Annotated in this window: 20 protein-coding genes and 3 pseudogenes; 20 read left to right on the forward strand and 3 right to left on the reverse strand. The window is 53.8% G+C overall.

Going from position 1 to position 23,064, the window contains the following annotated elements; translation table 11 throughout:
- The first annotated feature begins 9 nt into the window (after positions 1–9).
- The 12 genes and pseudogenes from NLX71_RS13950 to NLX71_RS14005 all read left to right on the forward strand — a co-directional run bounded on the left by NLX71_RS13950 (position 10) and on the right by NLX71_RS14005 (position 12,790).
- A complete protein-coding gene (locus NLX71_RS13950) occupies positions 10–1,197 on the forward strand; it encodes an acetyl-CoA C-acetyltransferase (RefSeq protein WP_254364285.1) in 1,188 nt (395 codons plus the stop codon).
- Between the two features lie 372 nt (positions 1,198–1,569).
- Positions 1,570–1,656 carry a putative holin-like toxin gene (locus tag NLX71_RS13955; RefSeq protein ID WP_254364304.1) on the forward strand — a complete coding sequence of 29 codons (87 nt, stop codon included), beginning with the start codon at positions 1,570–1,572 and terminating at the stop codon, positions 1,654–1,656.
- A gap of 323 nt (positions 1,657–1,979) precedes the next feature.
- Positions 1,980–4,025 (forward strand): methyl-accepting chemotaxis protein, encoded by a 2,046-nt coding sequence (locus NLX71_RS13960; RefSeq protein WP_254364286.1) that lies wholly within the window; start codon positions 1,980–1,982, stop codon positions 4,023–4,025.
- 270 nt (positions 4,026–4,295) lie between these two features.
- Positions 4,296–5,099 (forward strand): winged helix-turn-helix domain-containing protein, encoded by an 804-nt coding sequence (locus NLX71_RS13965; RefSeq protein ID WP_254364287.1) that lies wholly within the window; start codon positions 4,296–4,298, stop codon positions 5,097–5,099.
- Between the two features lie 171 nt (positions 5,100–5,270).
- Positions 5,271–5,417: pseudogene (locus NLX71_RS13970) on the forward strand (transposase); the annotation flags it as partial.
- Positions 5,405–6,460 carry an RNA-guided endonuclease InsQ/TnpB family protein gene (locus NLX71_RS13975; RefSeq protein WP_254364288.1) on the forward strand — a complete coding sequence of 352 codons (1,056 nt, stop codon included), beginning with the start codon at positions 5,405–5,407 and terminating at the stop codon, positions 6,458–6,460. The pseudogene NLX71_RS13970 and the gene NLX71_RS13975, both read left to right, overlap by 13 nt.
- Before the next feature lie 116 nt (positions 6,461–6,576).
- Positions 6,577–6,732: a hypothetical protein gene (locus NLX71_RS13980; protein ID WP_254364289.1), complete on the forward strand. Its 156-nt coding sequence runs from the start codon at positions 6,577–6,579 to the stop codon at positions 6,730–6,732.
- A 381-nt stretch (positions 6,733–7,113) separates the two neighbouring features.
- Entirely contained in the window at positions 7,114–8,877 is a 1,764-nt protein-coding gene (locus tag NLX71_RS13985; protein ID WP_254364290.1) for an ABC transporter substrate-binding protein, read from the forward strand.
- Positions 8,878–8,933: 56 nt separating this feature from the next.
- Entirely contained in the window at positions 8,934–9,890 is a 957-nt protein-coding gene (locus tag NLX71_RS13990; protein WP_254364291.1) for an ABC transporter permease, read from the forward strand.
- Positions 9,891–9,899: 9 nt separating this feature from the next.
- Positions 9,900–10,844, forward strand: a complete 945-nt coding sequence (opp4C, locus tag NLX71_RS13995; protein WP_375377924.1) for an oligopeptide ABC transporter permease — start codon at positions 9,900–9,902, stop codon at positions 10,842–10,844.
- A 6-nt stretch (positions 10,845–10,850) separates the two neighbouring features.
- Complete coding sequence (locus tag NLX71_RS14000; protein ID WP_254364292.1) at positions 10,851–11,828, forward strand: ABC transporter ATP-binding protein; 978 nt, start codon at positions 10,851–10,853, stop codon at positions 11,826–11,828.
- Positions 11,825–12,790: an ABC transporter ATP-binding protein gene (locus tag NLX71_RS14005; protein WP_254364293.1), complete on the forward strand. Its 966-nt coding sequence runs from the start codon at positions 11,825–11,827 to the stop codon at positions 12,788–12,790. Before NLX71_RS14000 ends, NLX71_RS14005 begins: the two co-directional genes overlap by 4 nt.
- Before the next feature lie 14 nt (positions 12,791–12,804).
- Here NLX71_RS14005 and NLX71_RS14010 read toward each other — a convergent pair whose 3' ends face one another.
- The gene (locus NLX71_RS14010; protein WP_254364294.1) at positions 12,805–13,737 is read right to left on the reverse strand and encodes a DMT family transporter; all 933 of its coding nucleotides are present in this window, start codon (positions 13,735–13,737) and stop codon (positions 12,805–12,807) included.
- Positions 13,738–13,939: 202 nt separating this feature from the next.
- Between NLX71_RS14010 and NLX71_RS14015 the strand changes: the two genes are divergently transcribed.
- The 6 genes from NLX71_RS14015 to NLX71_RS14035 all read left to right on the forward strand — a co-directional run bounded on the left by NLX71_RS14015 (position 13,940) and on the right by NLX71_RS14035 (position 20,547).
- Positions 13,940–15,307 carry an MATE family efflux transporter gene (locus NLX71_RS14015; RefSeq protein ID WP_254364295.1) on the forward strand — a complete coding sequence of 456 codons (1,368 nt, stop codon included), beginning with the start codon at positions 13,940–13,942 and terminating at the stop codon, positions 15,305–15,307.
- A gap of 41 nt (positions 15,308–15,348) precedes the next feature.
- On the forward strand, positions 15,349–16,692 hold the full coding sequence (locus tag NLX71_RS14020; RefSeq protein WP_254364296.1) for an APC family permease: 1,344 nt from the start codon (positions 15,349–15,351) through the stop codon (positions 16,690–16,692).
- 411 nt (positions 16,693–17,103) lie between these two features.
- Positions 17,104–17,664, forward strand: coding sequence for a flavoprotein (locus NLX71_RS14025; protein ID WP_254364297.1), 561 nt, complete (start codon positions 17,104–17,106; stop codon positions 17,662–17,664).
- A 38-nt stretch (positions 17,665–17,702) separates the two neighbouring features.
- Complete coding sequence (locus NLX71_RS26595; protein ID WP_302058237.1) at positions 17,703–17,831, forward strand: hypothetical protein; 129 nt, start codon at positions 17,703–17,705, stop codon at positions 17,829–17,831.
- Between the two features lie 168 nt (positions 17,832–17,999).
- Positions 18,000–19,292 (forward strand): radical SAM/SPASM domain-containing protein, encoded by a 1,293-nt coding sequence (locus NLX71_RS14030; protein ID WP_254364298.1) that lies wholly within the window; start codon positions 18,000–18,002, stop codon positions 19,290–19,292.
- Positions 19,293–19,317: 25 nt separating this feature from the next.
- Positions 19,318–20,547 (forward strand): MFS transporter, encoded by a 1,230-nt coding sequence (locus NLX71_RS14035; RefSeq protein ID WP_254364299.1) that lies wholly within the window; start codon positions 19,318–19,320, stop codon positions 20,545–20,547.
- A 128-nt stretch (positions 20,548–20,675) separates the two neighbouring features.
- On the opposite strand, the pseudogene NLX71_RS14040 reads toward NLX71_RS14035, so the two are convergent.
- Positions 20,676–20,876 (reverse strand): annotated as a pseudogene (locus tag NLX71_RS14040) (zinc ribbon domain-containing protein); the annotation flags it as partial.
- Between the two features lie 220 nt (positions 20,877–21,096).
- Between NLX71_RS14040 and NLX71_RS14045 the strand changes: the two are divergent.
- Positions 21,097–21,576 (forward strand): annotated as a pseudogene (locus tag NLX71_RS14045) (GNAT family N-acetyltransferase).
- Between the two features lie 412 nt (positions 21,577–21,988).
- Complete coding sequence (locus tag NLX71_RS14050; protein ID WP_254364300.1) at positions 21,989–22,552, forward strand: HNH endonuclease; 564 nt, start codon at positions 21,989–21,991, stop codon at positions 22,550–22,552.
- A 329-nt stretch (positions 22,553–22,881) separates the two neighbouring features.
- Here NLX71_RS14050 and NLX71_RS14055 read toward each other — a convergent pair.
- Positions 22,882–23,064: hypothetical protein (locus NLX71_RS14055; RefSeq protein WP_254364301.1), on the reverse strand; the 183-nt coding region annotated here is incomplete at its 5' end.

Below are 23,064 nucleotides of genomic sequence, written 5' to 3' on the forward strand. Positions count from 1 at the left end.
GAGGTTCACATGAACAACGATGCGGTGATCGTAAGCGCCGTCCGTACGGCGATCGGTGGGTTTCAAGGGGCGCTGTCGGGCATTCCCGCCACGGAGCTTGGCAGCCTCGTGATCAAGAATGCGCTGGAGCGGGCGGGCGTCAGCGAGGAGCAGGTCGATGAGGTGATCATGGGCAACGTGCTGCAGGCGGGGCTCGGACAAAATCCGGCGCGCCAAGCGTGGCTGAAAGGCGGCTTTTCCCATGCGGTGCCTGCGGTGACGGTGAACAAGGTGTGCGGCTCCGGCCTCAAGGCCGTCATGCTGGCAGCGCAAAGCGTGCGGCTGGGCGATGCGGATATCGTCGTGGCGGGCGGCATGGAAAATATGAGCCAAGCGCCGTACTTACTGGAAGGCGCTCGCTCTGGCCTTCGCATGGGCGACGGGAAGCTGGTCGACTCGATGGTTCGGGACGGACTGTGGTGCGCCATGTGCGATATCCATATGGGGATCACGGCGGAAAATATCGCGGACCGGTACGGGCTTACCCGTGCGGAGCAGGACGAATTTGCCGCTTGGAGCCAACAAAAAGCGGAACAGGCGATCCAGTCGGGACGTTTTCGGGACGAGATCGTCCCCGTGCCGATTCCGCAGCGAAAAGGCGATCCGGTCGTTTTCGATACTGACGAGCATCCGCGCTACGGCACGACGGCGGAAACGCTCGGCAAGCTTCGTCCTTCGTTCCGCAAGGACGGCACCGTGACCGCCGGGAACGCGTCGGGCATCAACGACGGAGCGGCCGCGCTGGTCGTCATGTCGGCAGCTCGGGCGGGGCAGCTCGGACTGAAGCCACTGGCACGGATCAGAGGCTATGCGCACGCGGCTTTGGACCCTTCGGTCATGGGACTTGGTCCTGTGGAGGCAGTCCGCAAGCTGCTTGGTAAAACCGGCGTGTCGATGGACGACATCGACCTGATGGAGCTGAACGAAGCGTTCGCGGCCCAATCGCTTGCGGTCGGACGGGACCTCGGCGTGCCGCGGGAGAAGCTGAACGTGAACGGCGGCGCCATCGCGCTCGGCCATCCGATCGGAGCCAGCGGCGCGCGCGTGCTCGTCACGCTGCTTCATGAGCTGACCAAGCGCGGCGGGAAGCTCGGCCTCGCGGCGCTGTGCATCGGCGGGGGGCAAGGGGTTGCGATGCTGGTGGAGCGGGAGGCGTAACGGCTAACACGATACGGTTTTAAAGCGTAAAAAGAGGAGTACGCAGGGGAGCGGCTCCTCTTTTTCATATGATGTTTGCGGTCTCCGTCTCGGGGATCGGCGGACTCAAGCGGCCGGACCAACTCCCTTATATTGACGGCTTCCCAGGGGGAATATAGGACTACCCGGAATTTGCAAGCCCGGTCATTCCCGACGGTTCGTCAAGCTTGCTCCGAGTATTCCCTGACAAGCCAACATTCGCTAGCGAAAAATGTTGAAACAAAAAGTTCAAAAATAGTTCTTAATGTTCTACCAGTTTTAACCATTTTGGGCTAAAATTAAATTACAACTTGTAAGATGGTGGAGCAGCTCTTCGAAAGGAGGAGGCTGTAAATGGATTTATTTCAGGCTCTTTCTGTTCTATTCGCGTTCGGAATGTTTATAATTACATTGTTGAGTTATATTGAAAAGAGGAAATAATCCGCTTGGTTCTTGTTTTGGTGTGAAACCATATTGAGAAACATCCGCCAATTACAAGTTGATTGTATGAGTTGGATCATCCGATCTGACTCATCTTTTTTGAGAAAAGACATAAATTCTTTTTGGGAAACAAGCTTCGGTATGAAGCTTTTTTCATTGTTGTTTAGGAAATTATGATTTTTGTTGCTTGTGGACAAAGTGTGCATAAAGTTGGGGATAAGTGTTTTGTTGGGGCAACTTCCAGATTAAAGAGGATTTTGGTGAGTTATGTCGAAATTTACTTCTCACATTCGTCTATCATCCGCCAAAAGGGAGCTGCCTTCATGAGACTTCGAAGCGTCAAAGCCAAAACGTTTCTCTTGTTTATGCCAGCCGTGCTTGTTTTGTTTGCTGCCGTCCTGGTCGCCGCTTATGTTTATGCCAAGGGAATCATTCTCGATCAGAGCAGATATGGCATGAACGAGCAATTGAAGAGCATCTCGAACGATATCGATACCCGGCTTGTTGCGCATACGAGGCTGCCGGAGATGATCGCCCATACGATCGAGGACACGTATACGAAGCTTACGCTTCAGGATTACCAGTCCATGACGAAGGGCGAGTTGAGCGTGAACGGGGAGACGTTCGGCGTCGGGATTTTTTTCGCAGAGGGTGCATATAACCCGAAAACAAAATACTTTTCCACGTATGCTTTTCGGGATAAGGACAGCCTCAAATCGACGGAAGAATACAACAATGCCGGCAACGATTATATGAGCCAAAATTGGTACAAGGCCGCCGTTAATCAAAAGGATGCCGTTTATACCGATCCGTACTACGACAAAGTTACAAAGGTGCCTATGGTGACCGCGTCGGTTCCCATCTATAATGCCGGGAAACAGTTTATCGGCGTGACGACAGGCGATATCGATCTGTCCACGCTGCAAAAGACCGTGGCGGACATGAAGGTCGGGACCACGGGCTGGGCATTACTTATACATAAGGACGGCACTTATTTGGCCGGTCCGGAGCAAGATAAGGTGATGAAGACCAAGCTGCAGCAGGACCCCAATGCCACATTGGCCGCTTTAGGTCAAGAGCTGCTGCAAAACAAAAACGGAAACACGACGTATACAAGCGCCAATGGCGTGAACCACGTTTTCTATAAAGAAATTCCGAGGACGAACTGGATTCTCGCGGTCATCAAGCCGGACAAGGAATTGACGGAGCCGCTTACGCAGTTGCTGTTTAAGCTCTGCCTGATCGGATTGGCGGGGATTCTGTTGATTGCGGCGGTCATTCTGGTGTACAGCCGCGGGATTACCACCCAAATCGCCAAGCTGAACAAGCTGTCCGAGAAGCTGGCCGCTGGGGATTTCACGCATCACATTGCCGTCACGAGCCAAGATGAATTCGGGCAAATGTCGGAGCATTTCAACCGGGCGACCGGCGAGCTCAGACAGATGCTGAATAAGGTGTCCGAGCATACGCTGCACGCCGCGTCCACCTCCGAGCAGTTGTCCGCCAGCGCCGAGCAGACCAGCAAAGTGACGGAAAACATTGCCACAACGATTCAAGAGGTGGCGACGGGCGCCGATGTGCAGCTTCGGGGAGCGGAGGAAACCGTCCGGGCGATGGATGAGCTGACGCTTGGGATTCAGCGTATTGCCGAGTCGTCTTCCTTAGTCCGCGATTCCTCTGAAGAAACGACGGCGAAAGCTTCGGAGGGCAATGAGAAAATTCAGGAAGCGGTAGTTGGCATGAATCAGGCGAACGAGAACGCCAAGCAGTTGGCCGACGTCATCCGACAGCTCAACGCACGCTCCCAGGAAATCGGTAAAATCATGGAAGTGATCACGGGGATCAGCAACCAAACGAACCTTCTTTCGCTGAACGCGGGGATTGAAGCGGCGAGGGCCGGGGAACACGGCAAAGGGTTTGCCGTGGTGGCCCATGAGATCCGCAAGCTGTCCGAGCAAACGAAGCAATCCGCCGAGCAGGTCGGGCACTTGATCGACCAAATCCGGAGCTATGCCGCAGAGGCCGCTGCCTCGGTGGACACGGGTGCCGTGGAGATGGAGCGGGGGACCCGCTTGGTCGGGGAAGCGGGCGAGGCGTTCCAAGCCATTCTGCATCATATTCATGCGATGGACGATCAGATCCAAGAGGTTTCCGCCGCTTCCCAGCAAATGTCCGCCAGTTCCGAGCAGGTGAACGCAACGACGCAGGAGCTGTCCCGGATTGCAAGGGAGGCCGCGGCCAATGCGCAGCATGTAGCTGCCTCCAGCGAGGAGCAGCTCGCGTCGATGGAGGAGATTGCCGCATCATCCGAATCGCTGACCCTCATGGTCGAGGAGCTTCGGGAATTGATGTCCCGGTTTAAGGTGTGATTCTGCGGGTGAGACGCCGCTAAAGGCTTGATGTGAATTAGACGTGCGGATATACAAAATAATACAAGCACAAAAAGCATAAAAATAGGCTGCCTTAGGCAGCCTATTCGTTTTATTGCGGATTATTTTTTCACCGGCAGCCACGCTCCTTTGTCGAGGGATTTTCTTTGTTCCGATGAAGTGTTAAAATCAAGATTGCTTAAAAATCGAAATACCGTTTTCCGGATCGCCAAAAGTCTGAAAACGATACTCGAAAAGGAGTGTTCCGGAATGTCGTACAAACTCGAAGTGGCGTTCGGCCCGGCTAACGAGCTTTTGAATAGCCTCCATACGTATCTTTGCAAAAAATTTTATAAAAAAACCGACCTCGGCTCCGAATGGGCCAGGCAAACGGAGCAGAAGCTCAACAAAACGCTCGCCTCGGCGCTGGCTGAAACCGAAATTTCGGCGGAGTGGAAGCTGATGTATTTATTGCTGCACCTGTGTCCGCATAAGGAAAACGCGGAGCGCTTCTTAGCCTGGTTCGAACGGATGACGGCGGGCGACATGTACGAACTGCTGGCCCCGTATATGAGCTCATTCCCCGGAGAGCTTGGGGCGATCCGTGACCGATGGCTGTCCCTGCTATCCGAATGGAACCGGCAGTACTTCGTCGGGACCGACCCCAAGCTGCTGGAATGGCTGAGCGAGGACGCCGCAAGCAGACGCGCGCGGATCGGAACGCTGCCGCCGGACGCGCTGGCCGAGCAGATCACGAACGGGCTGTATTTCGAGCCGGGGGCCGAGTGTGAAAAACTTGTATTGTCGCCGCAGTATCATTTTCAACCGGCCAACATCATTTATACGTTCGGCGGCTTGACCGTTTGCCAGTATGCCGTCGACGGCTCCTACGACGACCTGGCCGACGAGCCGTCCCGCCGCCTGTACCGCCAGCTTCGCAGCCTCAGCGAAAAAAGCCGCCTCCGCATCCTGCGCTATTTGAACGCCGGACCGCGCAGCTTTACCGAAATCGTGCGCTATATCGGCATTTCCAAAGGCATTACAGATCTTAGCCGAGAAAGCCCTTGCCTTTAGGCATGGGATGAATCGCTTAGGACAAGGGCTGTCTTTAGACAGCTTCATTGTCCTACATTGTTTCATGTTGTTGCAGTTTTTAGGTTTAAACTGACGCAATCGGTGTATGGGATAACAATATAGAAGAACGACAACAACCGTATCACTCATCAACTATCATTTTGTGTGGTAAAATTGAAAGGTACGACCTCGCGATGTTTGCGTCAAGAATTTAAGCATTTGGTGCATCTACCAAGCCTTTGGACACGTTCGTATTTTGTCAGCACGGCAGGGAATGTTTCGAGCGAAACCAAGGGGGTGAAGCCATGCAAACCATAACCGTTCAAATTCGAATATTCCCAAACGATGTTTCTCTGCTGAAGGAGATGGGGGACGAATACATCAAAACGGTCAATCTCCTCACCGAACAAGCGGAAGCATCGGGTACCTTTCCGAAGCTCACCTCCAAGGATGTCGATGCCAAACTTCCATCCGCAGTAAAGAACCAAGCCATTCGAGATGCGCGAAGCATTCATAACAAGACGAAAAAGCAAGGAAAACGTCCGATTCTCAAGCGCAGAGCCTACTACGTCAATAACCAGAACTATTCACTTGGGGACCATAGCGTTGCATTTCCTGTGATGTTGGATGGGAACGTACAGCGGCTCAAGATTTCGGCTCATGTAATGGAACGCGAACAGCGGTTGCTATCCAGCGGCAAGCTTGGTCTCTTAAAAGTGGTTGAGAAGTCGGGCAAGTGGTACGTACAAATTTCTGTTGAAAGAAAGACAGAACAAGCAACCGGCGATGTCATAATGGGCATTGACTTGGGCTTAAAAGTCCCTGCCGTTGTTGTCACCTCAACAGGGAAGACGAAATTTGTTGGCAACGGCAGACAGAACAAGTACATACGCCGCAAATACAAAGAGCGCAGAAGAAAGATGGGCAAGTTAAAGAAGCTGTCTGCGATCCGTAAGCAAGAAAATAAAGAACATCGCTACATGAAAGACCAAAACCACAAAATCAGCCGTAGGATTGTGAATATGGCGATCGAAGAACAAGTATCGGTCATCAAGCTGGAGAAGCTGACGAACCTTCGTCAAACGACAAGAACAAGTCGTAAAAACACAAAAAACTTGCATAACTGGACGTTCCATCAATTGCAAACGTTTATCGCATACAAAGCGGCATTGGCCGGGATTAAAATCGTCGAAGTCAATCCTGCCTACACCTCTCAAACGTGTCCAAGCTGCGAGAAACGGAACAAGGCAAAGGACCGAACGTATCAATGTTCGTGCGGGTATCGCGCACACCGCGACAGGGTTGGAGCGATCAACATCCTGCGCCAACCTGTGATAGATGGTAACAGTCTATCAGCCTAGATAGCTATACGCTCTGATCTAGGATGAGCTAATGAGCTAGCTCTTAACTTAGCAGTCTGCACAAAACAGAAATGGCCTGCGTGCGTTAACTAGCTAAGAATCCCACGGCTTTAGCCGTGTCGGAGCTCAAGCACGACCATATTTTCAATCTCCGTTCCGCCGGTCTGCTGCGCGCTCACATGTCTGGAGAATCAGCCGTAGCTTACAGCCTGCGGAAGGAGGCGATCGGCGGGCTGCAAGAATCTCTGCTGGGCTATCTGCTCGCCGATTGACGGCAACCCACACCCGGCGGGTGCCTTGGGCGCGAACCTTGCGATGACGCATCGGAAGGTTCTTTGGCGTTTCCGAATTTGAAGCCAACTCCCCCACAAAAAAATGCCCTCTGTTGGGCCCCCCTCCGACATTATACCAGTTCAACTTCCAGCAGCTTTTCTTAGGAACTTTTTCGTGGGCCAAGGTCTTCTTTTTATTCGCTCATCGTCATAAATTCTTTGTATAAAGAAAATTTTTATTGTTCTCCATTTACAGAACTAACCAAACTGTCTATAATGATGCTTATTCACAGTAAATCATACTATACATATCGGAATTATAAATTTAAAAGGGAACTGGAACTATTTCCTGCTTCCCGATCATGCCGGAGGGGATCATCCATGAAGAAAAGAAAAGCTTTGACGCTGTCCGTATCGGCGCTTGTCGCCTGCTCGCTGCTTCTGTCCGCTTGCAGCGGACAAGATGCGGCGGCGCCAAGCGGAGGCGGCGATGCCAAAGGCACGGAAACCACAGGAACGCCGAGCCCAAGTCAGAGCGGCGTGACCGGCATCAAGGACGGCCTGATACCGGCCACCGACAAATCGAAAGTGCCGGAGGCCGCGAAGAAGCGCACCAATACGTTCGTCGTCTCGCTCACCGAGCCGGGCGGTATTTTCAACCCGTACTTTTATCAGAACGGCTACGACGGCAACGTCAACTCCGTCCTGTTCGCCCAGCTCGTGGACATCGACAAGAACGGCAAGCCGATTCCCGGGATGGCGGAGAAGTGGGAGCTGTCGGACGACCAACTGACGTATACATTCAAGCTGCGCGCCGGGCTTACATTTAGCGACGGCTCGCCGCTTACGGCCGACGATGTCGCCTTCACGCTGACGCTGCTGCACGACCCTGCGTACGACGGGCAAACCGACATTGCCCAAGCCGTCGTCAAAGGAGGCAAGAGCTACAAAGAGGGCAAAGCCGCGACGGTCGAGGGCATCCAAGTCGTCGATCCGCAGACGATCAAGATTACGACGGACAAGGTCAACGCGCAAGCCTTGTACCTTCTTGGCGGACAGGTGCTGTCCAAAGCGTATTACGGCAAAGACAACAAGCCCGGCAAGCTCGACTCCATTAAGCAGCTGCACGGCAAGCCGCTCGAATCGGGCCCGTACAAGCTGGATAAGTTCGTTCCGGGGCAGGAAGTCCGGTTCGTGGCCAACCCGAATTTTTATAAAGGCAAACCGACCGTCGAGCACTTCATCTACAAAACGACGGAAGGCGACGCCACCCAGTTTTTCCAAACCGGCGAGACGGATTACTCCGGCTTGACGGGCAACCAGGATAACATGGAGCTGCTCCAGTCGCTCGGCTTTGCCAATATCGATGTCTATACGGCCAGCTCGTACTCGTACATCAAGTTCAACCACTCCAAGCCGTATTTCAAAGACAAGCGGGTAAGGCAGGCGTTCATCTACGGGCTGGATCGTCAAAAAATCGTCGACACCATTTACCAAGGCTACGGGCAGGTGGCGAACGTGCCGGTGTCCCCGATCTCTTGGGCGTACACGGAAGAGGGCGTCAATCCGTATCCGTTCGACCCGGAGAAAGCGAAGAAGCTGCTGGACGAGGCCGGCTGGAAGCCGGGCAAGGATGGCATTCGCGAGAAAGACGGACAGCGTCTGTCGCTGCGCTATTTCGGCTCCAAAGGGAAAGTAACCGATATTTTGATCCCCATTGCCAAAGAAAACTACAAAGCGATCGGCATCGATTTCCAAACCGAATTAATGGATTACAACGCACTGCTGGCGAAAACGAAAAAAGGCGAGCACGATCTCGTTTCGTTCTCGACGGCGATTCTGATCGACCCGGACGACGGCGTGCAATCGTTCAACTCGAAATATAAAGGCAGCTTCACGGACACGAATGGCTACACGAATCCGAAGGTCGATGAGCTTGTGGCCAAAGCGGCCGGCACGCTCGATATCGAGAAGCGGAAGCAGGCCTACAAGGAGCTGTACAAAGAGCTCAGCGACGACCCGCCGTACCTTCTGCTGAACTACCGCAAAATACTCGGCGCTTCGAACAGCCGGATCACAGGGCTTGAGCTGAACGGCTTCAACAGCGTGAATTCCAGCCTGCCGACGGTCCGCATCGAGCCGTAACCGTGATTTTACGCCCAGCCGGTCAAGGCTGGGCTCACTTTCTTGGGGGGACGATCATGAAATCGTATATCGTTCGCAGGCTGCTTTTGATGATTCCGATGCTGTTTGGGGCGTCGCTGCTTATTTTTGTCGTGTTCGCGCTGACGCCGGGGGATTTCGTGGATACGAATCCGAAGCTGACGCTTGAGCGGGCGCAGGAGCTTCGGGCCCTTTACGGGTTGGATAAGCCCGTGCTGGAGCGCTATTTTATTTGGCTTGGCAACTTGGTAACGGGCAACCTCGGTTACTCGATGCAGTATCAGGAGCCGGTGTCGGACCTTCTAAGCAAGTTCATTTGGAACTCGTTCCTGATCGCGCTGGTGTCGATGGTTTTGACGTGGACGATCGCGCTTGTCGTCGGTGTGCTCTCGGCCGTGAAGCAGTATTCCTGGTTCGACGGGCTGGTGACGATCGCTGTGTTCGCGGCGATGTCGTTCCCGTCCTTCTTCCTCGGGCTCCTGATGATCAAAGTGTTCGCGGTGGACCTTGCCTGGTTTCCGGTCGGGGGCATCACGAATACGGGCAGCCAAACCGCAGGCTGGCCCCGCGTTTGGGAAGTGGCGCACCATATGATCCTGCCCGTGACGGTGCTGACGCTGCTGAGCGTCGGGTCGCTTACGCGGTATTTCCGCACGAACATGCTGGAGGTGATCCGCCGGGATTTCGTCCGGACCGCCCGGGCCAAAGGCTTGAAGGAGCGGGTCGTGCTGTTCAAGCACGCGCTGCGCAATGCGCTGCTTCCGGCGATAACGCTGCTCGGCTTCGAGCTGCCGGGGCTGTTTGCAGGCGCGATCATTACGGAGAAAATCTTTCATTGGCCGGGCGCCGGGTACATTTATTTCGGGGCGCTTAGCGTACGGGATTATCCCGTGCTGATGGGCTTCACCATGTTTCTCGCGCTGCTGACAGTGCTCGGCAATTTGCTCGCGGATCTGCTCTACGGGGTGGCCGACCCCCGGATTCGGTTAAAGTAGGGGGACGTCATGATGATCGATGCAAAAAGAACGCCCGGTCCCGGATGGCCCGGCGCTGCGGTGCCTGCCCGGAAGAGCGCGGCGGATTCGCCGTGGAGGCAAGCCGCGCGTCGGCTGCGCAAAAACAAGCTGGCTTTGATCGGCCTGGCGTTTTTGGTGTTTATGATTTTGTTTTGCTTTCTCGGACCTTATTTGTCGCCTTATGCGAACGGCAAGGTCGATGTGGCCCGGATCAACAAGCCGCCCAGTGCGCTGCACTGGCTTGGGACGGACAATCTGGGCCGGGACGTGCTGACCCGGCTGATGCAGGCCGGACGCATCTCGCTGACCGTCGGCGTGGCCTCGGTCGTGTTGTCGGTGGCGGTCGGTTCGGTGCTCGGCGCGCTCGCCGGCTTTTACCGCGGGATCGTCGATCAAGTCATTATGCGTTTCGCCGACGTGCTGCTGACCATTCCGAGCCTTCCGCTACTCATTATTATGGGAGCAATCATGTCGGAGTGGAAGGTGCCGTCGGACTACCGGATTTATATCGTCATGCTGATGCTGAGCTTCTTGGGCTGGCCGGGCTTGGCGCGGCTCGTCCGCAGCGAGCTGCTGGTGCTGCGGGAGCAGGCGTATATGCAGGCGGCAGAAGCGCTGGGGCTGCGGGACCGGCGCAAAATGTTCCGGCATCTGCTGCCGAACACCGTGCCGACCCTGATCGTGGTCGCTACGCTGCATGTCGCGGGCGCGATTATCAGCGAATCGACGCTCAGCTTCCTCGGACTGGGCGTCGTTCCGCCGACGCCGTCCTGGGGGAATATGCTCGATGCGGCGAACTCGCTCATCGATTTCCAGAAGCGGCCATGGGTGTGGATTCCGCCGGGCGTGGCGATTTTGACCACCGTCATCGCCATCAACCTGCTTGGCGATGCGCTTCGGGACGCGCTCGATCCCCGATTGAAAGGAAGGTAAACGGCGTTGAACAAAACACTCGTTGAATTCAAACACGTACATACGTATTTTCATACGGAGTCCGGCGTCGTCAAGGCGGTCAACGATGTCAGCTTCCGCATTCGGGAAGGGGAGACGGTCGGCATCGTCGGCGAATCGGGCAGCGGCAAGAGCGTCACGGCACTGTCGCTTATGCGGCTGGTCGCCGATAACGGGAAGATCGAAAGCGGAGCCGTCGAGATGGACGGCCGCGACCTGCTCTCCCTGAAGCCCGAGGAGATGCGGAGACTTCGCGGCAGCGAGCTCGCGATGGTGTTTCAGGAGCCGATGTCGTCCCTCAATCCGGTGCTGACGATCGGGGAACAGTTGATGGAGCCGTTTATGGAGCATCGGCTGCTCAGCCGCAAGGAAGCGAAGACGGAAGTCCTCTCGCTGATCGGCAAAGTCGGCATTCCCGACGCGGCGCGCGTGTTCGCCGCCTATCCCCACGAACTGAGCGGCGGCATGCTGCAGCGGGTCATGATTGCTTCGGCGCTCGCGTGCAGTCCGAAGCTGCTCATCGCCGACGAGCCGACGACGGCGCTCGACGTGACGATCCAGGCGCAAATTCTCGATCTGCTCCGTCAAGTCAAGGAGCAGTACAACACAGCCATTCTGCTGATCACGCACGATCTTGGCGTCGTCGCGGAGACGGCGGATTACGTCGTCGTGATGTACGCGGGCAAAGTGATCGAGGAAGCGCCGGTGGTCGAGCTGTTCCGTCATGCGAAGCATCCGTATACGCAAGGCTTGCTGAAATCGAAGCCCGTCATCGGCGAACGGAAGGAACGGCTGTACTCGATCCCCGGGCAGGTGCCGAACTTGATCGGCTTGGGGGACTCGTGCTATTTCAGCGATCGGTGCGAGCACTGTATGGACATCTGCCGCACGAAGCAACCGCCGATGCGGGCGCAAGGTACAGAGCATCGGGTCGCCTGCTGGCTTTATGAGGAGGAGATGCGATGACGGACGCCCTACTGAAGGTACAAGAGCTCAAAACCTACTATCCGATCAAAGGCGGCGTCTTCGGCGGCCATGTCGGCGACGTCAAAGCGGTGGACGGCGTCAGCTTCGCGATCCGGCGCGGCGAGACGTTCGGACTCGTCGGCGAGTCCGGCAGCGGGAAAAGCACGATCGGCCGCACCGTACTCCGGCTGACGGAGAAGACGGCGGGCGACGTTTTTTTCAAAGGGACCGACTTGTACGGCCTGTCACGTGAAGAGCTGCGCAAGCTGCGGCCCTCGATGCAGCTTGTGTTCCAAGACCCGTTCAGCTCGCTCAATCCGCGGATGCGCGTCGGCGAGGCGATCGGCGAAGCGCTGATCGACCACGGGCTGGCGTCGAAGGCCGAAGCCCGGGAGCGGGTGCGGGAAGTGCTGGCCGTCTGCGGCCTGCTTCCTGATCACTACGACCGGTATCCGCACGAATTTTCCGGCGGCCAGCGGCAGCGGATCGGGATCGCCCGGGCGATCATTCTGAATCCGGATTTCGTCGTAGCCGACGAGCCGGTGTCTGCGCTGGACGTTTCGATTCAGGCGCAAATCGTCAACCTGTTCAGCGACCTGCAGGAGCGCAGCGGCGTGACGTATCTGTTCATCTCGCACGACCTCAGCGTCGTCGAGCATCTGTGCACGCAGATCGGCGTGCTGTATCTCGGCACGATGGTGGAGCAGGCGCCGCGGGATGAGCTGTTCGCCCGCCCGCTGCATCCTTACACGCAGGCGCTGCTGTCGGCCGTGCCGGTGCCCGACCCGACCGTACGGCGCGAGCGGATCGTGCTGAAGGGCGACATTCCGAGCCCGGCGAATCCGCCTACGGGCTGCAAGTTCCACACGCGCTGCCCGCTGGCGCAGCTGGTCTGCCGCGAGCAAGCGCCGGATTACCGGGATGTGGGGGGCGGCCATTACGTGGCCTGCCATCTTGTTTGAGTGAGAGAGTACCTTCACGAGCCTTTAGTCTGCGTCGCCGCGGGGGCTCCCCGCTTCGTCCGGGAGGAGGGCAATGTGGCAAACGCAATGCCGACAAAGACGAAGGCAATTCCCAAGAAGTGGTACCAGAAAATCGGCTCATGCAAAAACAACGCCGACATGATGATGGTGCTGATGGGCATCAATGCGGTAAAAGTGGCCGACGAGCCCGCCGAAATTTTTTTCATCCCCTGATTCAGTAAAATCGTAGCGATGACCGTAATGACGACTCCCGTGTACAGCACGAGCAGCCATTCCGTCGCGCTCACCGCGGTAAAATCGAAGCTTGCCGCGTTGTACGCCGCAAACGGCATAAAAAGCGCCGAGCCGAGCAAGCTCGTCATCGTTGTGATGGCAATCGGACTGACCTGCTTGGAGACAAGCTTGCCGAACGTCAAGAACACGCCTTCCCCGGCAACGGCCAGCAGCACGAGCAGGTTTCCCCACAATGTATGCAAGCTCCAGGACGCATTGAACAACCCGCCAAAAATATTGATGGCGAGCGCTCCGAGGACGGCGCATACAATACCTGCGGTTTGATTCCACCGCAGCCGTTCCCTGAAAAACAACAGCGAAATCAGGCCGACCATCACCGGGGTCATGCTTGTAATGATGCCGCTCTCCAGCGCCGTCGTGTAGGTTAAGCCGTACAGCATAAAGAAGCTGAACAAAAATACGCCGATAAACGATTGCAACAATAAAACGACCCAATCCTTCTTCGTCAGGGCCGGAAAACGTCCTTCGCGGGCGAGCAGAAGCAGCGTCATAATGATGGCGCCGATGAGCAGCCGGAGCTCGGAAGCCAGAAACACGGGAAACGTGCGGACGAGAATTTTATTGACGATGACGAAGCTTCCAACGATCAGCATCGCCGCTGTGACTTGCAAATAAGGAACAGCCGATTTCATACGTTCTCGATACTCCTCCATAATATGGGTGATTTATTTGTATTATGTATCTAGAAATGAGCATTGTAAAGAAGCAGAGTCGTTCGTCACGCCGAATCCATGCCGGCCTCCTCTCAAAAAATTCTTGCCTGTAATCCCTTTCATCGCATAAACTGAAACGATGCGGCTGCAAGAAAGGCAAAGGAGGTTCCAAGTTTTATTTATGAAATCGACACACAAGCTATCTCAAAAAATAAGACAATTAATCGTTATTTTGCTTCCCATCCTGGTGACACAGCTTTCGATGTTTGCAATGAACTTCTTCGATACGTTCATGTCAGGGCATGTGAGCGCCAAGGATTTGGCGGGAGTGGCTATAGGCACCAGCATTTGGATTCCGATACAGACCGGACTCAGCGGCATCTTGCTATCCGTGACGCCGGTGGTCGCCCAGCTCGCAGGGGCCGGCCGCAAGGAAGAGATTCCTTTTAAGGTCGTGCAGGCGCTCTATTTGGCGGTCGGAGTAGCGGCTGCGGTGCTGTTGGCCGGAGCGTTCGCGCTGAATCCAATTTTGGAGAATATGAATTTGGAGGAGCCGGTGCGCCGGATTGCCCGCTTGTTCCTGATTTCGATTGCGTTCGGCATTTTGCCGATGTTCTTATATACGGTGCTGCGCTGCTTTATCGATGCGCTTGGCCATACGAAGGTGACGATGTTCATCTCGCTGCTGTCGCTACCGGTCAACGGGGTGCTGAACTACGTGCTGATCTACGGCAAAATGGGGCTGCCCGCGTTGGGCGGCGCAGGAACCGGCGTCGCATCGGCGCTTACGTATTGGGTCATTTTTCTCGTGGCCGTGGCCGTAGCCGCCCGCATGCAGCCGTTCGCTGCTTTCGGCATTTTCCGCAAGCTGTACCGCGTCTCGCTGTCCGTCTGGAAGGAATTGCTGAAGATGGGCGTGCCGATCGGCTTCGCCATTTTGTTCGAAACGAGTATTTTCGCTGCGGTCACGCTGCTGATGAGCAACTTCAGCACGGTAACCATCGCGGCACATCAAGCGGCGATCAACTTCGCCTCGTTTTTGTATATGATTCCGATGAGCATCGCCTTGTCGCTCACGATTCTGGTCGGCTTCGAAACCGGGGCGGGACGGTACAAGGATGCCAGGCAGTACGGCTACCTCGGCATCGGCCTCGCCATCGGGATGTCGCTGCTCTGTGCAGTCGTGTTATGGCTGTTTAACGAGCAGGTGGCCGGGATTTACACAAGGGAGCCGGACGTGCTCGTTTTGACCCAGCATTTTCTGGTTTACGCGATTTTCTTCCAGCTGTCGGATGCCATCGCCGCCCCGATTCAGGGAACACTGCGCGGCTACAAGGACGTGAATGTGACCTTGATCGTCGCCCTCGTCTCGTATTGGGTCGTCGGTCTGCCGGTCGGCTACGGGCTGGCGAATTATACCGATTTGGGCGCCTATGGCTATTGGATCGGTCTGATATCCGGCCTGGCTCTGGGCGCGGTCGGTTTGTTTGCCCGACTGGCGAGCGTCCAGCGGAAGGCGCGGCTCGGACTTGCGGCTTTCGCCAAGTAACATCATTTCGAACGTGTATCTTAGAATAGGTGGATGATCGCATGGAACGGAAACCGGAATTGCAGCGTCAGCTGAAGCTTTGGCATATTGTGGCGATGGGGGTCGGCTACATGGCCCCGATGGCCGTATTCGATACGTTCGGCATCGTATCCGATGTCACGTCGGGGCATGTTCCGGCCGCGTATCTGCTCACGATTGCGGCGGTGCTGTTCACCGCGATGAGCTACGGCCACATGGTGAAGGTGTACCCGTCCGCAGGAAGCGCCTATACGTATACCCGGCAGACGATCGGCGCGCACGCAGGCTTTCTGGTCGGCTGGGTTTCGCTGCTCGACTATTTGTTTCTGCCGATGATGAACGCGCTGCTCACCGGAATTTATTTGTCATCGGCGTTTCCCGATGTGCCGCATTGGGTATGGGTCGCCGGGTTTGTGGCGCTCATTACGACGCTGTGCTTGTTTAACGTCAATGTCTCCGTCTCGGTGAACGCGCTGCTCGTGGCGTTTCAATTTCTTGTTGTGGTGTTGTTCGTCGTGCTTGCCGTGTACCGGCTCAGCGCAGGCGGAGAGGCCATCGTATCAACGCAGCCGCTGCTGTCTGCGGATGCGAACTGGGGAGCGCTGCTCACCGGGGCGTCGATCTTATGCTTCTCCTTCCTCGGATTCGATGCGGTGACGACCTTGTCCGAAGAAACGGTAGAGCCCCGCAAGACGATTCCAAGAGGCATTCTTTGGATTACGATGCTGGGCGGCGGACTGTTCTTCACCGCATCGTATTTCGCGCAAAGGCTGTTCCCGGACGTATCCGTCTTGAGCAACCCGCAGGGCGCGTCCGCCGAAATCGCGCTGGCGCTCGGCGGCGTCCTGTTTCAGGCCGTGTTCCTGTCCGCTGCGCTCACTTCCACGCTCGCCTCGGGGCTCGTGTCGCAGCTCAGCGGATCGCGACTTCTGTTCGCCATGGGACGGGACCGGACGCTACCGCGTTCGGTGTTCGGCTACATCCACCGGTCGCTCGGTACGCCGGTGTTCAACATCCTGCTGATCGGCCTGATTTCGCTGACGGCGCTCGTGCTGGATCTGCTCGTCGCTACGTCGTTCGTCAACTTCGGCGCGCTGACGGCATTTACTTTTGTGAATTTATCCGTCATCATCCACTATATTTTTCGGGAAAAGCAGCGGTCCTGGCAGGCGCTCCTGCGCTACTTGCTGTTTCCACTGGCCGGGATCGGCTTCGTCTTGTTTTTCTGGACGCATCTGGAGCGCAATTCGCTGCTGCTCGGCGGCGCTTGGACGCTGCTCGGCGTGCTGTACCTGCTCTGGATGACACGCGGCTTCCGCAGGGAGCCGGGAACAATTCGTTATGAAGCGGCCGAGGGCAGCGGCTGATGCTTTGCAGTGGGCCTTTCGTCAATCTCACGCAGCGGCGGGCTCTTCGGGCTCGTCCGCTTTTTTGCGATACGCCAGAATTATGATCAGACACGGAATCAGGCAGAACAAGCCGCACAGGAAGAACGCGCCGTTGGCCCCGTAAGGGATATATTTGAACCAGTCTATGAAAATACTAAAAAAGTAATAATATTATTAAAAAGTAATTTACAACCATATATTTATGGTGTATATTATGTTTCAAGCACTTCACAATCGAATTTGTTAATGAAGAGACTCGGCAATATTCAGATGGATTTCGTTGAACTCCCCTCGTCGCTTCTTTTTTTTAAATTCCCAATTGGAAGCGGTTACATATTTGTTCGCAACGACGCGCCGAATGGATTTGGATTATACCAAGGAGGGGCATCTATGAAGCTGCTGGTCGGAGCAAGCGCATCTTCGGCAATCATCGAGTTGCCGTATTATATACGGATTTTTCAGGAAAAGCTGCAAGCCGAAGTAAGGGTCGTCGTTTCGGACAACGTATCCAACTTCATCAACCCGCAATTTCTGGGCGCCCATATCGAAGGGAAAGTGTATCAAAAAATGCTAGACCCAGCGTATGACGTCGCCGTGCCTCACTCTTTCCTTGCCTCTTGGGCGGACATGTTCATCGTACTGCCCTGCACCGCCAACACGTTGGCCAAAGCCGCTAATGGATTCACGGATAACCTGCTTACCATGCTCATCCTTTGTTTTCCCAGACCCGTCTTGTTCTTCCCTACGATGAATCTGAACATGTACAACACAGCGGTCGTCCAAGCCAATGTGCAAAAGCTGCTCGATTTGGGCCACCACGTCGCCATTCCAGATGGAAATGTAACCGTTACCGCTACGGGAGAAAAAATGTCGGGAGGCCATCCCCCCAATCCTTATACGTGTGCCAAATACATTCAGAACAAGTATGATCGATATTGTATGTCCACCTGATCATCCATTTTTTTCTTCATGAAAGGAGGTGATATCAGATGAAAGTGGAAAATGTTGTGACTTTCCGTGGCGTAGACGTATTGGATGAAGCTGTGGATTTGGCGGAATTGTCTTCGATTATTGATGAGAATGAAAATGATGCGAATGACAACTGTAACGGTTGCTAGGCAACGACCGAGCTGGGAACATTCGTTTCCAGCTCTACTAATCTCATAAATAAGGCGGTGAATGAAATGGAGCCATTTACAGTACTTCCCAAACGTGAACGTTCAACCCAAAGTACTCGTTATCGCGCCTCACGTTACAACATAAAGGCAGTGGAGCCGGATGGAAGCATGTACATCACGAATACGATGTCAGGCGCATTTATGCATATCTCGGCCGAGCAGGTTCCCTATGTCGATCAACTGCTCAAGCTTGGAGCGGATGAACCGTTGGATGGGTTGGCCGCCGTTCTCAAGAAGCAAGGCTTTATCGTCCGTGAGGATATCAACGAGTTTTTCCGCGCCCGCATGCTGCATGAAATGGTCGGAAGAAGCGAGCAGAAGCTCAGACTTATTTTTTTAACGACCGAGCAGTGCAACTTCCGATGTAAATACTGTTATGAAAAGTTCGAAAAAGGCAAGCTGCAGCCGGAGGTCATTCAAGGAGTGAAAACATTCCTCCAGCACAAGGTTCGTTTTCTTAACCATTTGCAAATGAGCTGGTTTGGAGGCGAGCCTCTCCTTGCGCTTGATGCTATAGAAGAAATATCCCGGCATATTATCCCCTTGTGCGACGAGTATGGAGTTCAATACCGGTCAAACATGACCACGAATGCGTACCTGTTAACGAAAAAAAATATCGAGCGGCTGTTTGCCTGTCGCGTATTCGCTTTCCAAATTACGTTGGACGGCGACGCCGAGCAGCATAACGCCAACCGGTATTTGCAGAACGGCGCTCCCACGTTCGAAACGATTTTTCAAAACCTGCTGCACCTCAAGGAACGCCCCGAACCGTTCCGCTGTAAAATCCGCATTAACTTTGACCAGACGAACGTGCACAAGATTCCAAGCTTTATCCAAAAGCTCCGTGCGCATTTCGGAGAGGACCCACGGTTCCGTATCGATTATTTCCCCATCGGCAAATGGGGGGGAGAGAACGATGAGAATCTGGAGGTCTTGTCGCTCAAGGAATCGGTTAAGCATCAATTGGATTTGTGCACGATGGGGTTGGAAGAAGGGCTTAGCAATGACATCGAAGACATTTTGAAGCCTGGAGGGTACGTTTGCTATGCGGCCAAATCCAACTCCTTCGTGATTGGTTCGGACGGCATCGTCTACAAATGCACGGTAGCCCTGTACAACGAAAACAATCAAATCGGACGCATCACGCCGGACGGACAAATGCGGCTCGATGCCGATAAGCACGCGCTATGGATTATGAATGACGAGTCGGAGGATTCGGGCTGTAAATCCTGCTTCCTGCGCCCCTCCTGTCAAGGCGCGTCGTGTCCGCTTGTGCGGATCGAGAAGGGGGTAGCTCCCTGTCCCCCGTTAAAGTCCAAAATTAAAGACGTGATCCGCATCGTCGGCAAGGAAAAACGTAAAATGGCAGTACAAAGGCAGGCCACTTCCGCAAACGCATAGGATGCGCGGGAAGGGGAAGCAACCCATGCTCAACAAAAATTTCTTGACGTTTGTCGCGTGCGGAATGGTAAGCAGCATCGGGGACTTGCTCTATTTTTTTGTATTTTCCTGGTATATTGCATCGGCGACGCAATCCGTTCAATATATGGGGACGATCATGCTGGTCAGCGGAATCACCCAATTTACGGCCAGCATTTTTTGCGGGGCTTGGGTCGATGTATGGGGAGCCAAAACGACCATCGCCATCTCCAATGCCATACGCGCGCTGCTCATGATTGGATTGATGCTGGTGAGCATGACCCAAGCCCCGTCCCTGTATGTGCTTCTGCCGATCGCCATCGTATTTGCCATTACGGATGCCAGCTTTTATCCTGCGGTAGAGACGATCAAGCCTCAGCTTGTGTCCGAGGATCATTTAAGCCGAATGAACGGCGTATGGTACACCCTGGCCCGCACCTTGTCCTTAATTGCCCCCTCCATCAGCGCGCTGTCCATGAATCAGCTTGGCATTCAAGCCTCCTTTCTTATTATGGCCGGGTGCTATATCGCATCGGCGGCGCTTCTTCTATTAGTTCGTATTCAAAAGGTGCAAACCGAGCCTAAACCGGAAGCGGGCAAATGGAAGCACTATACGCAAAGCCTTAGGGAAGGCTGGATTTTTATTCGGAACAGCCGGATCATGATCACGCTCCTGTCGCTTATTTTTTGCGTCAATATCGGAGCGAACAGCCACGGCTTGCTGCTTCCGTTTTTAATGAAAAGCATGAACTGGGATGCGCAGCACATGTCGTACGTCTTTACTTGGCAAGCCGCTGCGGGGATCGTCTGCGGCAGTTTATTGTCGGTGAAAAGCGTGAAGCAGCCGACCTTTCTTTATGTGCTCCTCGGATTTTTGGGTCAGGGATTGGCGATTTTAACGGTGAACTTTTCTTCGACCCTTGTTTTTTTATGTCTAAATTTCGCCTGGTTGAGCGTATGTACAGCGTTGGTCAACATTTTTATCCGCACGATGATGCAGAAAGAAGTGCCCCACCGCTACATGGCGCGGGTCGGCAGTCTGTTTGCCACGATTAGCATGACTTCGACGCCGTTGTCCCGCTTTTTTACAGGCTTTCTGAGCGACCGTCTCGGGGTAAGACAGATGTACTTTTGGGCGGGCGCATTTGAAGTCGTGGTCGTCGTTGTTTTTTTCATGCTTTATAAGCAAATTACGGCGCAGCCCGGCGTGAAATCGCAAACGGAGATTAGCGGTTGAGCCTCCAACACGGCTAAAGCCGTGGGATTCTTAGCTAAGTTAACGCACGCAGGCCATTTCTGTTTTGTGCAGACTGCTAAGTTAAGAGCTAGCTCATTAGCTCATCCTAGATCAGAGCGTATAGCTATCTAGGCTGATAGACTGTTACCATCTATCACAGGTTGGCGCAGGATGTTGATCGCTCCAACCCTGTCGCGGTGTGCGCGATACCCGCACGAACATTGATACGTTCGGTCCTTTGCCTTGTTCCGTTTCTCGCAGCTTGGACACGTTTGAGAGGTGTAGGCAGGATTGACTTCGATGATTTTAATCCCGGCCAATGGCGGCTTGCCCGGTCCGACAGCTTGTCCAATTCCTATTTACGACCACTCGGCAAGCTGTCGGAGTGGTCCCGGGCATGTCTCTGCGCGCTTTGCGGTCGGCAGGACGACTCATCCCGCAGCGAAACACTCCCCGCAGAAGATTTGATGCCTATCCAAATTCTTGTTATACTCCAAGTTGCTTGTATCATATCCAAAATGTCAATGGGGTGTTTTTTCGAACAAGTTTATCTGCAACATAGAGACAGAAAGACTGGTTATAAGGCCACTTGAAAAAGAAGACTAATCCACTTGGCTAACGGAATTCGAAAATAGAATGCAAACAAACGATAGATGACCATCAAAGATTAGCTTCAGAGGATAAAGTATATGTTTTTGGCATATTTCGAAAAGAAGATAATGCTCATTTGGGGGCAATAGACTTCTCAACGCTTTTAAGGGATGATTTTCAATGGGCAAGATTAGGTTATACCATTCATAATCAATTTTGGAGAAAGGGATATGGTAAGGAGGCTGTAAAAGCAGGAATAAGTCTTGCTTTTGAAAAACTAAATTATCATCGTATTGAGGCTCACATTAATCTTGATAATATTCCTTCGATAAAATTAGCAGAAGGGGTTGGAATGAAATTGAATGTATCAGGAAGGGGTTTATATTTGAATTTGACGAATGGACTGATAATCTAATTTACTATATTAATTCAAAATAGTCCTGTTCGGTGGCGGCGACAAAAGGTCAGACGATCAACAAAGGTGATATCGTCGGGTATCAAGGGACAAATAGTCGCGTTTGATACGGCCAATCAGTATCCATCTGTCGAATTGCCAAGCTCCTTGAATATTGCTGTGCAGGCAAGACAGTCAGGTGCAAAAATCTACCTCAGGAAAAGTTTCGATACCTCTGCTGGCTCAGTCACAGTCACTGTCTTTGGTGATGATTGGAAAACCGCGAATACGCTTAATCCACTGCCCGGAGAACAATCTCCGGTTTTTTTCAGTTCTGATATTGTTAATGATCTGCAGGGTCAACTATAAGGGGCTTTAAAGAATGGAACATGCGGATATCCCGCCAAACCTGTTATACTAAACTTTAGAGATGTCAAACGAAAGAAGAGGAACAATATGATCGGAGCCTACTGCAGCTTGTATAAATTGTGTAAACGCTGCGGACAAAGCAAATATTATCGGCAGTTCCCGACCCGAAGAAGCCGAAAGTCAAGCGGGTCCTCCCGTAAAAACGTATGCCGCAAATGCGAGCGGAAAAAGCCGGTCGCACCAGCCCTGCAAGCGCCTCCGGTGCCGCGTGCGGCGAAGCTGCTGAGACAAGACTGGAAGGGCATGATTCGCATGAAGGGGAAAAGCAACAACGGCAGGCCGTGGATTCAAGAGATCGAATGGAGCCTCGCGGTGCTGTTGGTAGAGGAACGGGCGGCCGTCGTTGTCACGCCATATATGATTCGCCGGTTGTACAGCAACGACGATTTCCGCAGCATGATTATGACCCGGGACCGTCATACGTGCTACTACTGCGGCGGATACGGCGATACGATCGACCATATCGTCCCGAAATCCAAGGGAGGTCATACGACGCCGGTGAACTGCGTATGTTCCTGCTATGCGTGCAACCAGAGCAAGGCCGACCAAGATGCCGCAGGATTTATAGAAAAGCAGCGTTTCCCCGTTTGAACTGGGGCCGCGTCTACCTGTCTGCTCTCAATAGATAAGCTTTGCGGTTAAGTAACTACGCAAGCACAAAGTTATCCAAGCTTGCTGTCGAATATTACGGCAGTAGAGGATATCGACAGCGTGGCATTAATAAGTCATTAAGGCGCTGAACAAGGCGTGCGACGAGGAGTAGGGGCGGTCGTTCTCTTTTCCGTGGTCCTGGCGGATGTCATCTTGTTCACCTTCGTGCTGCTAATCTTCGGCAGGATTATCGGGTTAGCGCTTTACAATATTGTACATTTCCCGGGAAATTTCGATTTGTTCAAACATAAACATAAGAAAGAGGAAGACTACCATTCTTTCTGGTACAAGTCTTCCTCTTTGTCTTCTTGGGCGGTCTGCTTACGCTTCTTCGTCCTGAACAAGCGACGATACTTGCACGACGTAAGCTTTAACCCCACATTTCGCAGGTGAAACTGCGCGAAAATCAAATTTATTGAAGGGAAATCACCAACTTCCAGAGAATGTAAGGG

It is taken from the genome of Paenibacillus sp. MZ04-78.2 (genome assembly GCF_024213375.1).
In the GTDB taxonomy this organism is placed as follows: domain Bacteria; phylum Bacillota; class Bacilli; order Paenibacillales; family NBRC-103111; genus Paenibacillus_G.

What these genes read in the sequence shown, in the direction of transcription:
- NLX71_RS13950 (WP_254364285.1), top strand. Translation starts at nt 10, where the DNA reads ATGAACAACGATGCGGTGATCGTAAGCGCCGTCCGTACGGCGATCGGT.
- NLX71_RS13955 (WP_254364304.1), top strand. Translation starts at nt 1,570, where the DNA reads ATGGATTTATTTCAGGCTCTTTCTGTTCTATTCGCGTTCGGAATGTTT.
- NLX71_RS13960 (WP_254364286.1), top strand. Translation starts at nt 1,980, where the DNA reads ATGAGACTTCGAAGCGTCAAAGCCAAAACGTTTCTCTTGTTTATGCCA.
- NLX71_RS13965 (WP_254364287.1), top strand. Translation starts at nt 4,296, where the DNA reads ATGTCGTACAAACTCGAAGTGGCGTTCGGCCCGGCTAACGAGCTTTTG.
- NLX71_RS13975 (WP_254364288.1), top strand. Translation starts at nt 5,405, where the DNA reads ATGCAAACCATAACCGTTCAAATTCGAATATTCCCAAACGATGTTTCT.
- NLX71_RS13985 (WP_254364290.1), top strand. Translation starts at nt 7,114, where the DNA reads ATGAAGAAAAGAAAAGCTTTGACGCTGTCCGTATCGGCGCTTGTCGCC.
- NLX71_RS13990 (WP_254364291.1), top strand. Translation starts at nt 8,934, where the DNA reads ATGAAATCGTATATCGTTCGCAGGCTGCTTTTGATGATTCCGATGCTG.
- opp4C (WP_375377924.1), top strand. Translation starts at nt 9,900, where the DNA reads ATGATGATCGATGCAAAAAGAACGCCCGGTCCCGGATGGCCCGGCGCT.
- NLX71_RS14005 (WP_254364293.1), top strand. Translation starts at nt 11,825, where the DNA reads ATGACGGACGCCCTACTGAAGGTACAAGAGCTCAAAACCTACTATCCG.
- NLX71_RS14010 (WP_254364294.1), bottom strand. Translation starts at nt 13,737, where the DNA reads ATGAAATCGGCTGTTCCTTATTTGCAAGTCACAGCGGCGATGCTGATC.
- NLX71_RS14015 (WP_254364295.1), top strand. Translation starts at nt 13,940, where the DNA reads ATGAAATCGACACACAAGCTATCTCAAAAAATAAGACAATTAATCGTT.
- NLX71_RS14020 (WP_254364296.1), top strand. Translation starts at nt 15,349, where the DNA reads ATGGAACGGAAACCGGAATTGCAGCGTCAGCTGAAGCTTTGGCATATT.
- NLX71_RS14025 (WP_254364297.1), top strand. Translation starts at nt 17,104, where the DNA reads ATGAAGCTGCTGGTCGGAGCAAGCGCATCTTCGGCAATCATCGAGTTG.
- NLX71_RS26595 (WP_302058237.1), top strand. Translation starts at nt 17,703, where the DNA reads ATGAAAGTGGAAAATGTTGTGACTTTCCGTGGCGTAGACGTATTGGAT.
- NLX71_RS14030 (WP_254364298.1), top strand. Translation starts at nt 18,000, where the DNA reads ATGTACATCACGAATACGATGTCAGGCGCATTTATGCATATCTCGGCC.
- NLX71_RS14035 (WP_254364299.1), top strand. Translation starts at nt 19,318, where the DNA reads ATGCTCAACAAAAATTTCTTGACGTTTGTCGCGTGCGGAATGGTAAGC.
- NLX71_RS14050 (WP_254364300.1), top strand. Translation starts at nt 21,989, where the DNA reads ATGATCGGAGCCTACTGCAGCTTGTATAAATTGTGTAAACGCTGCGGA.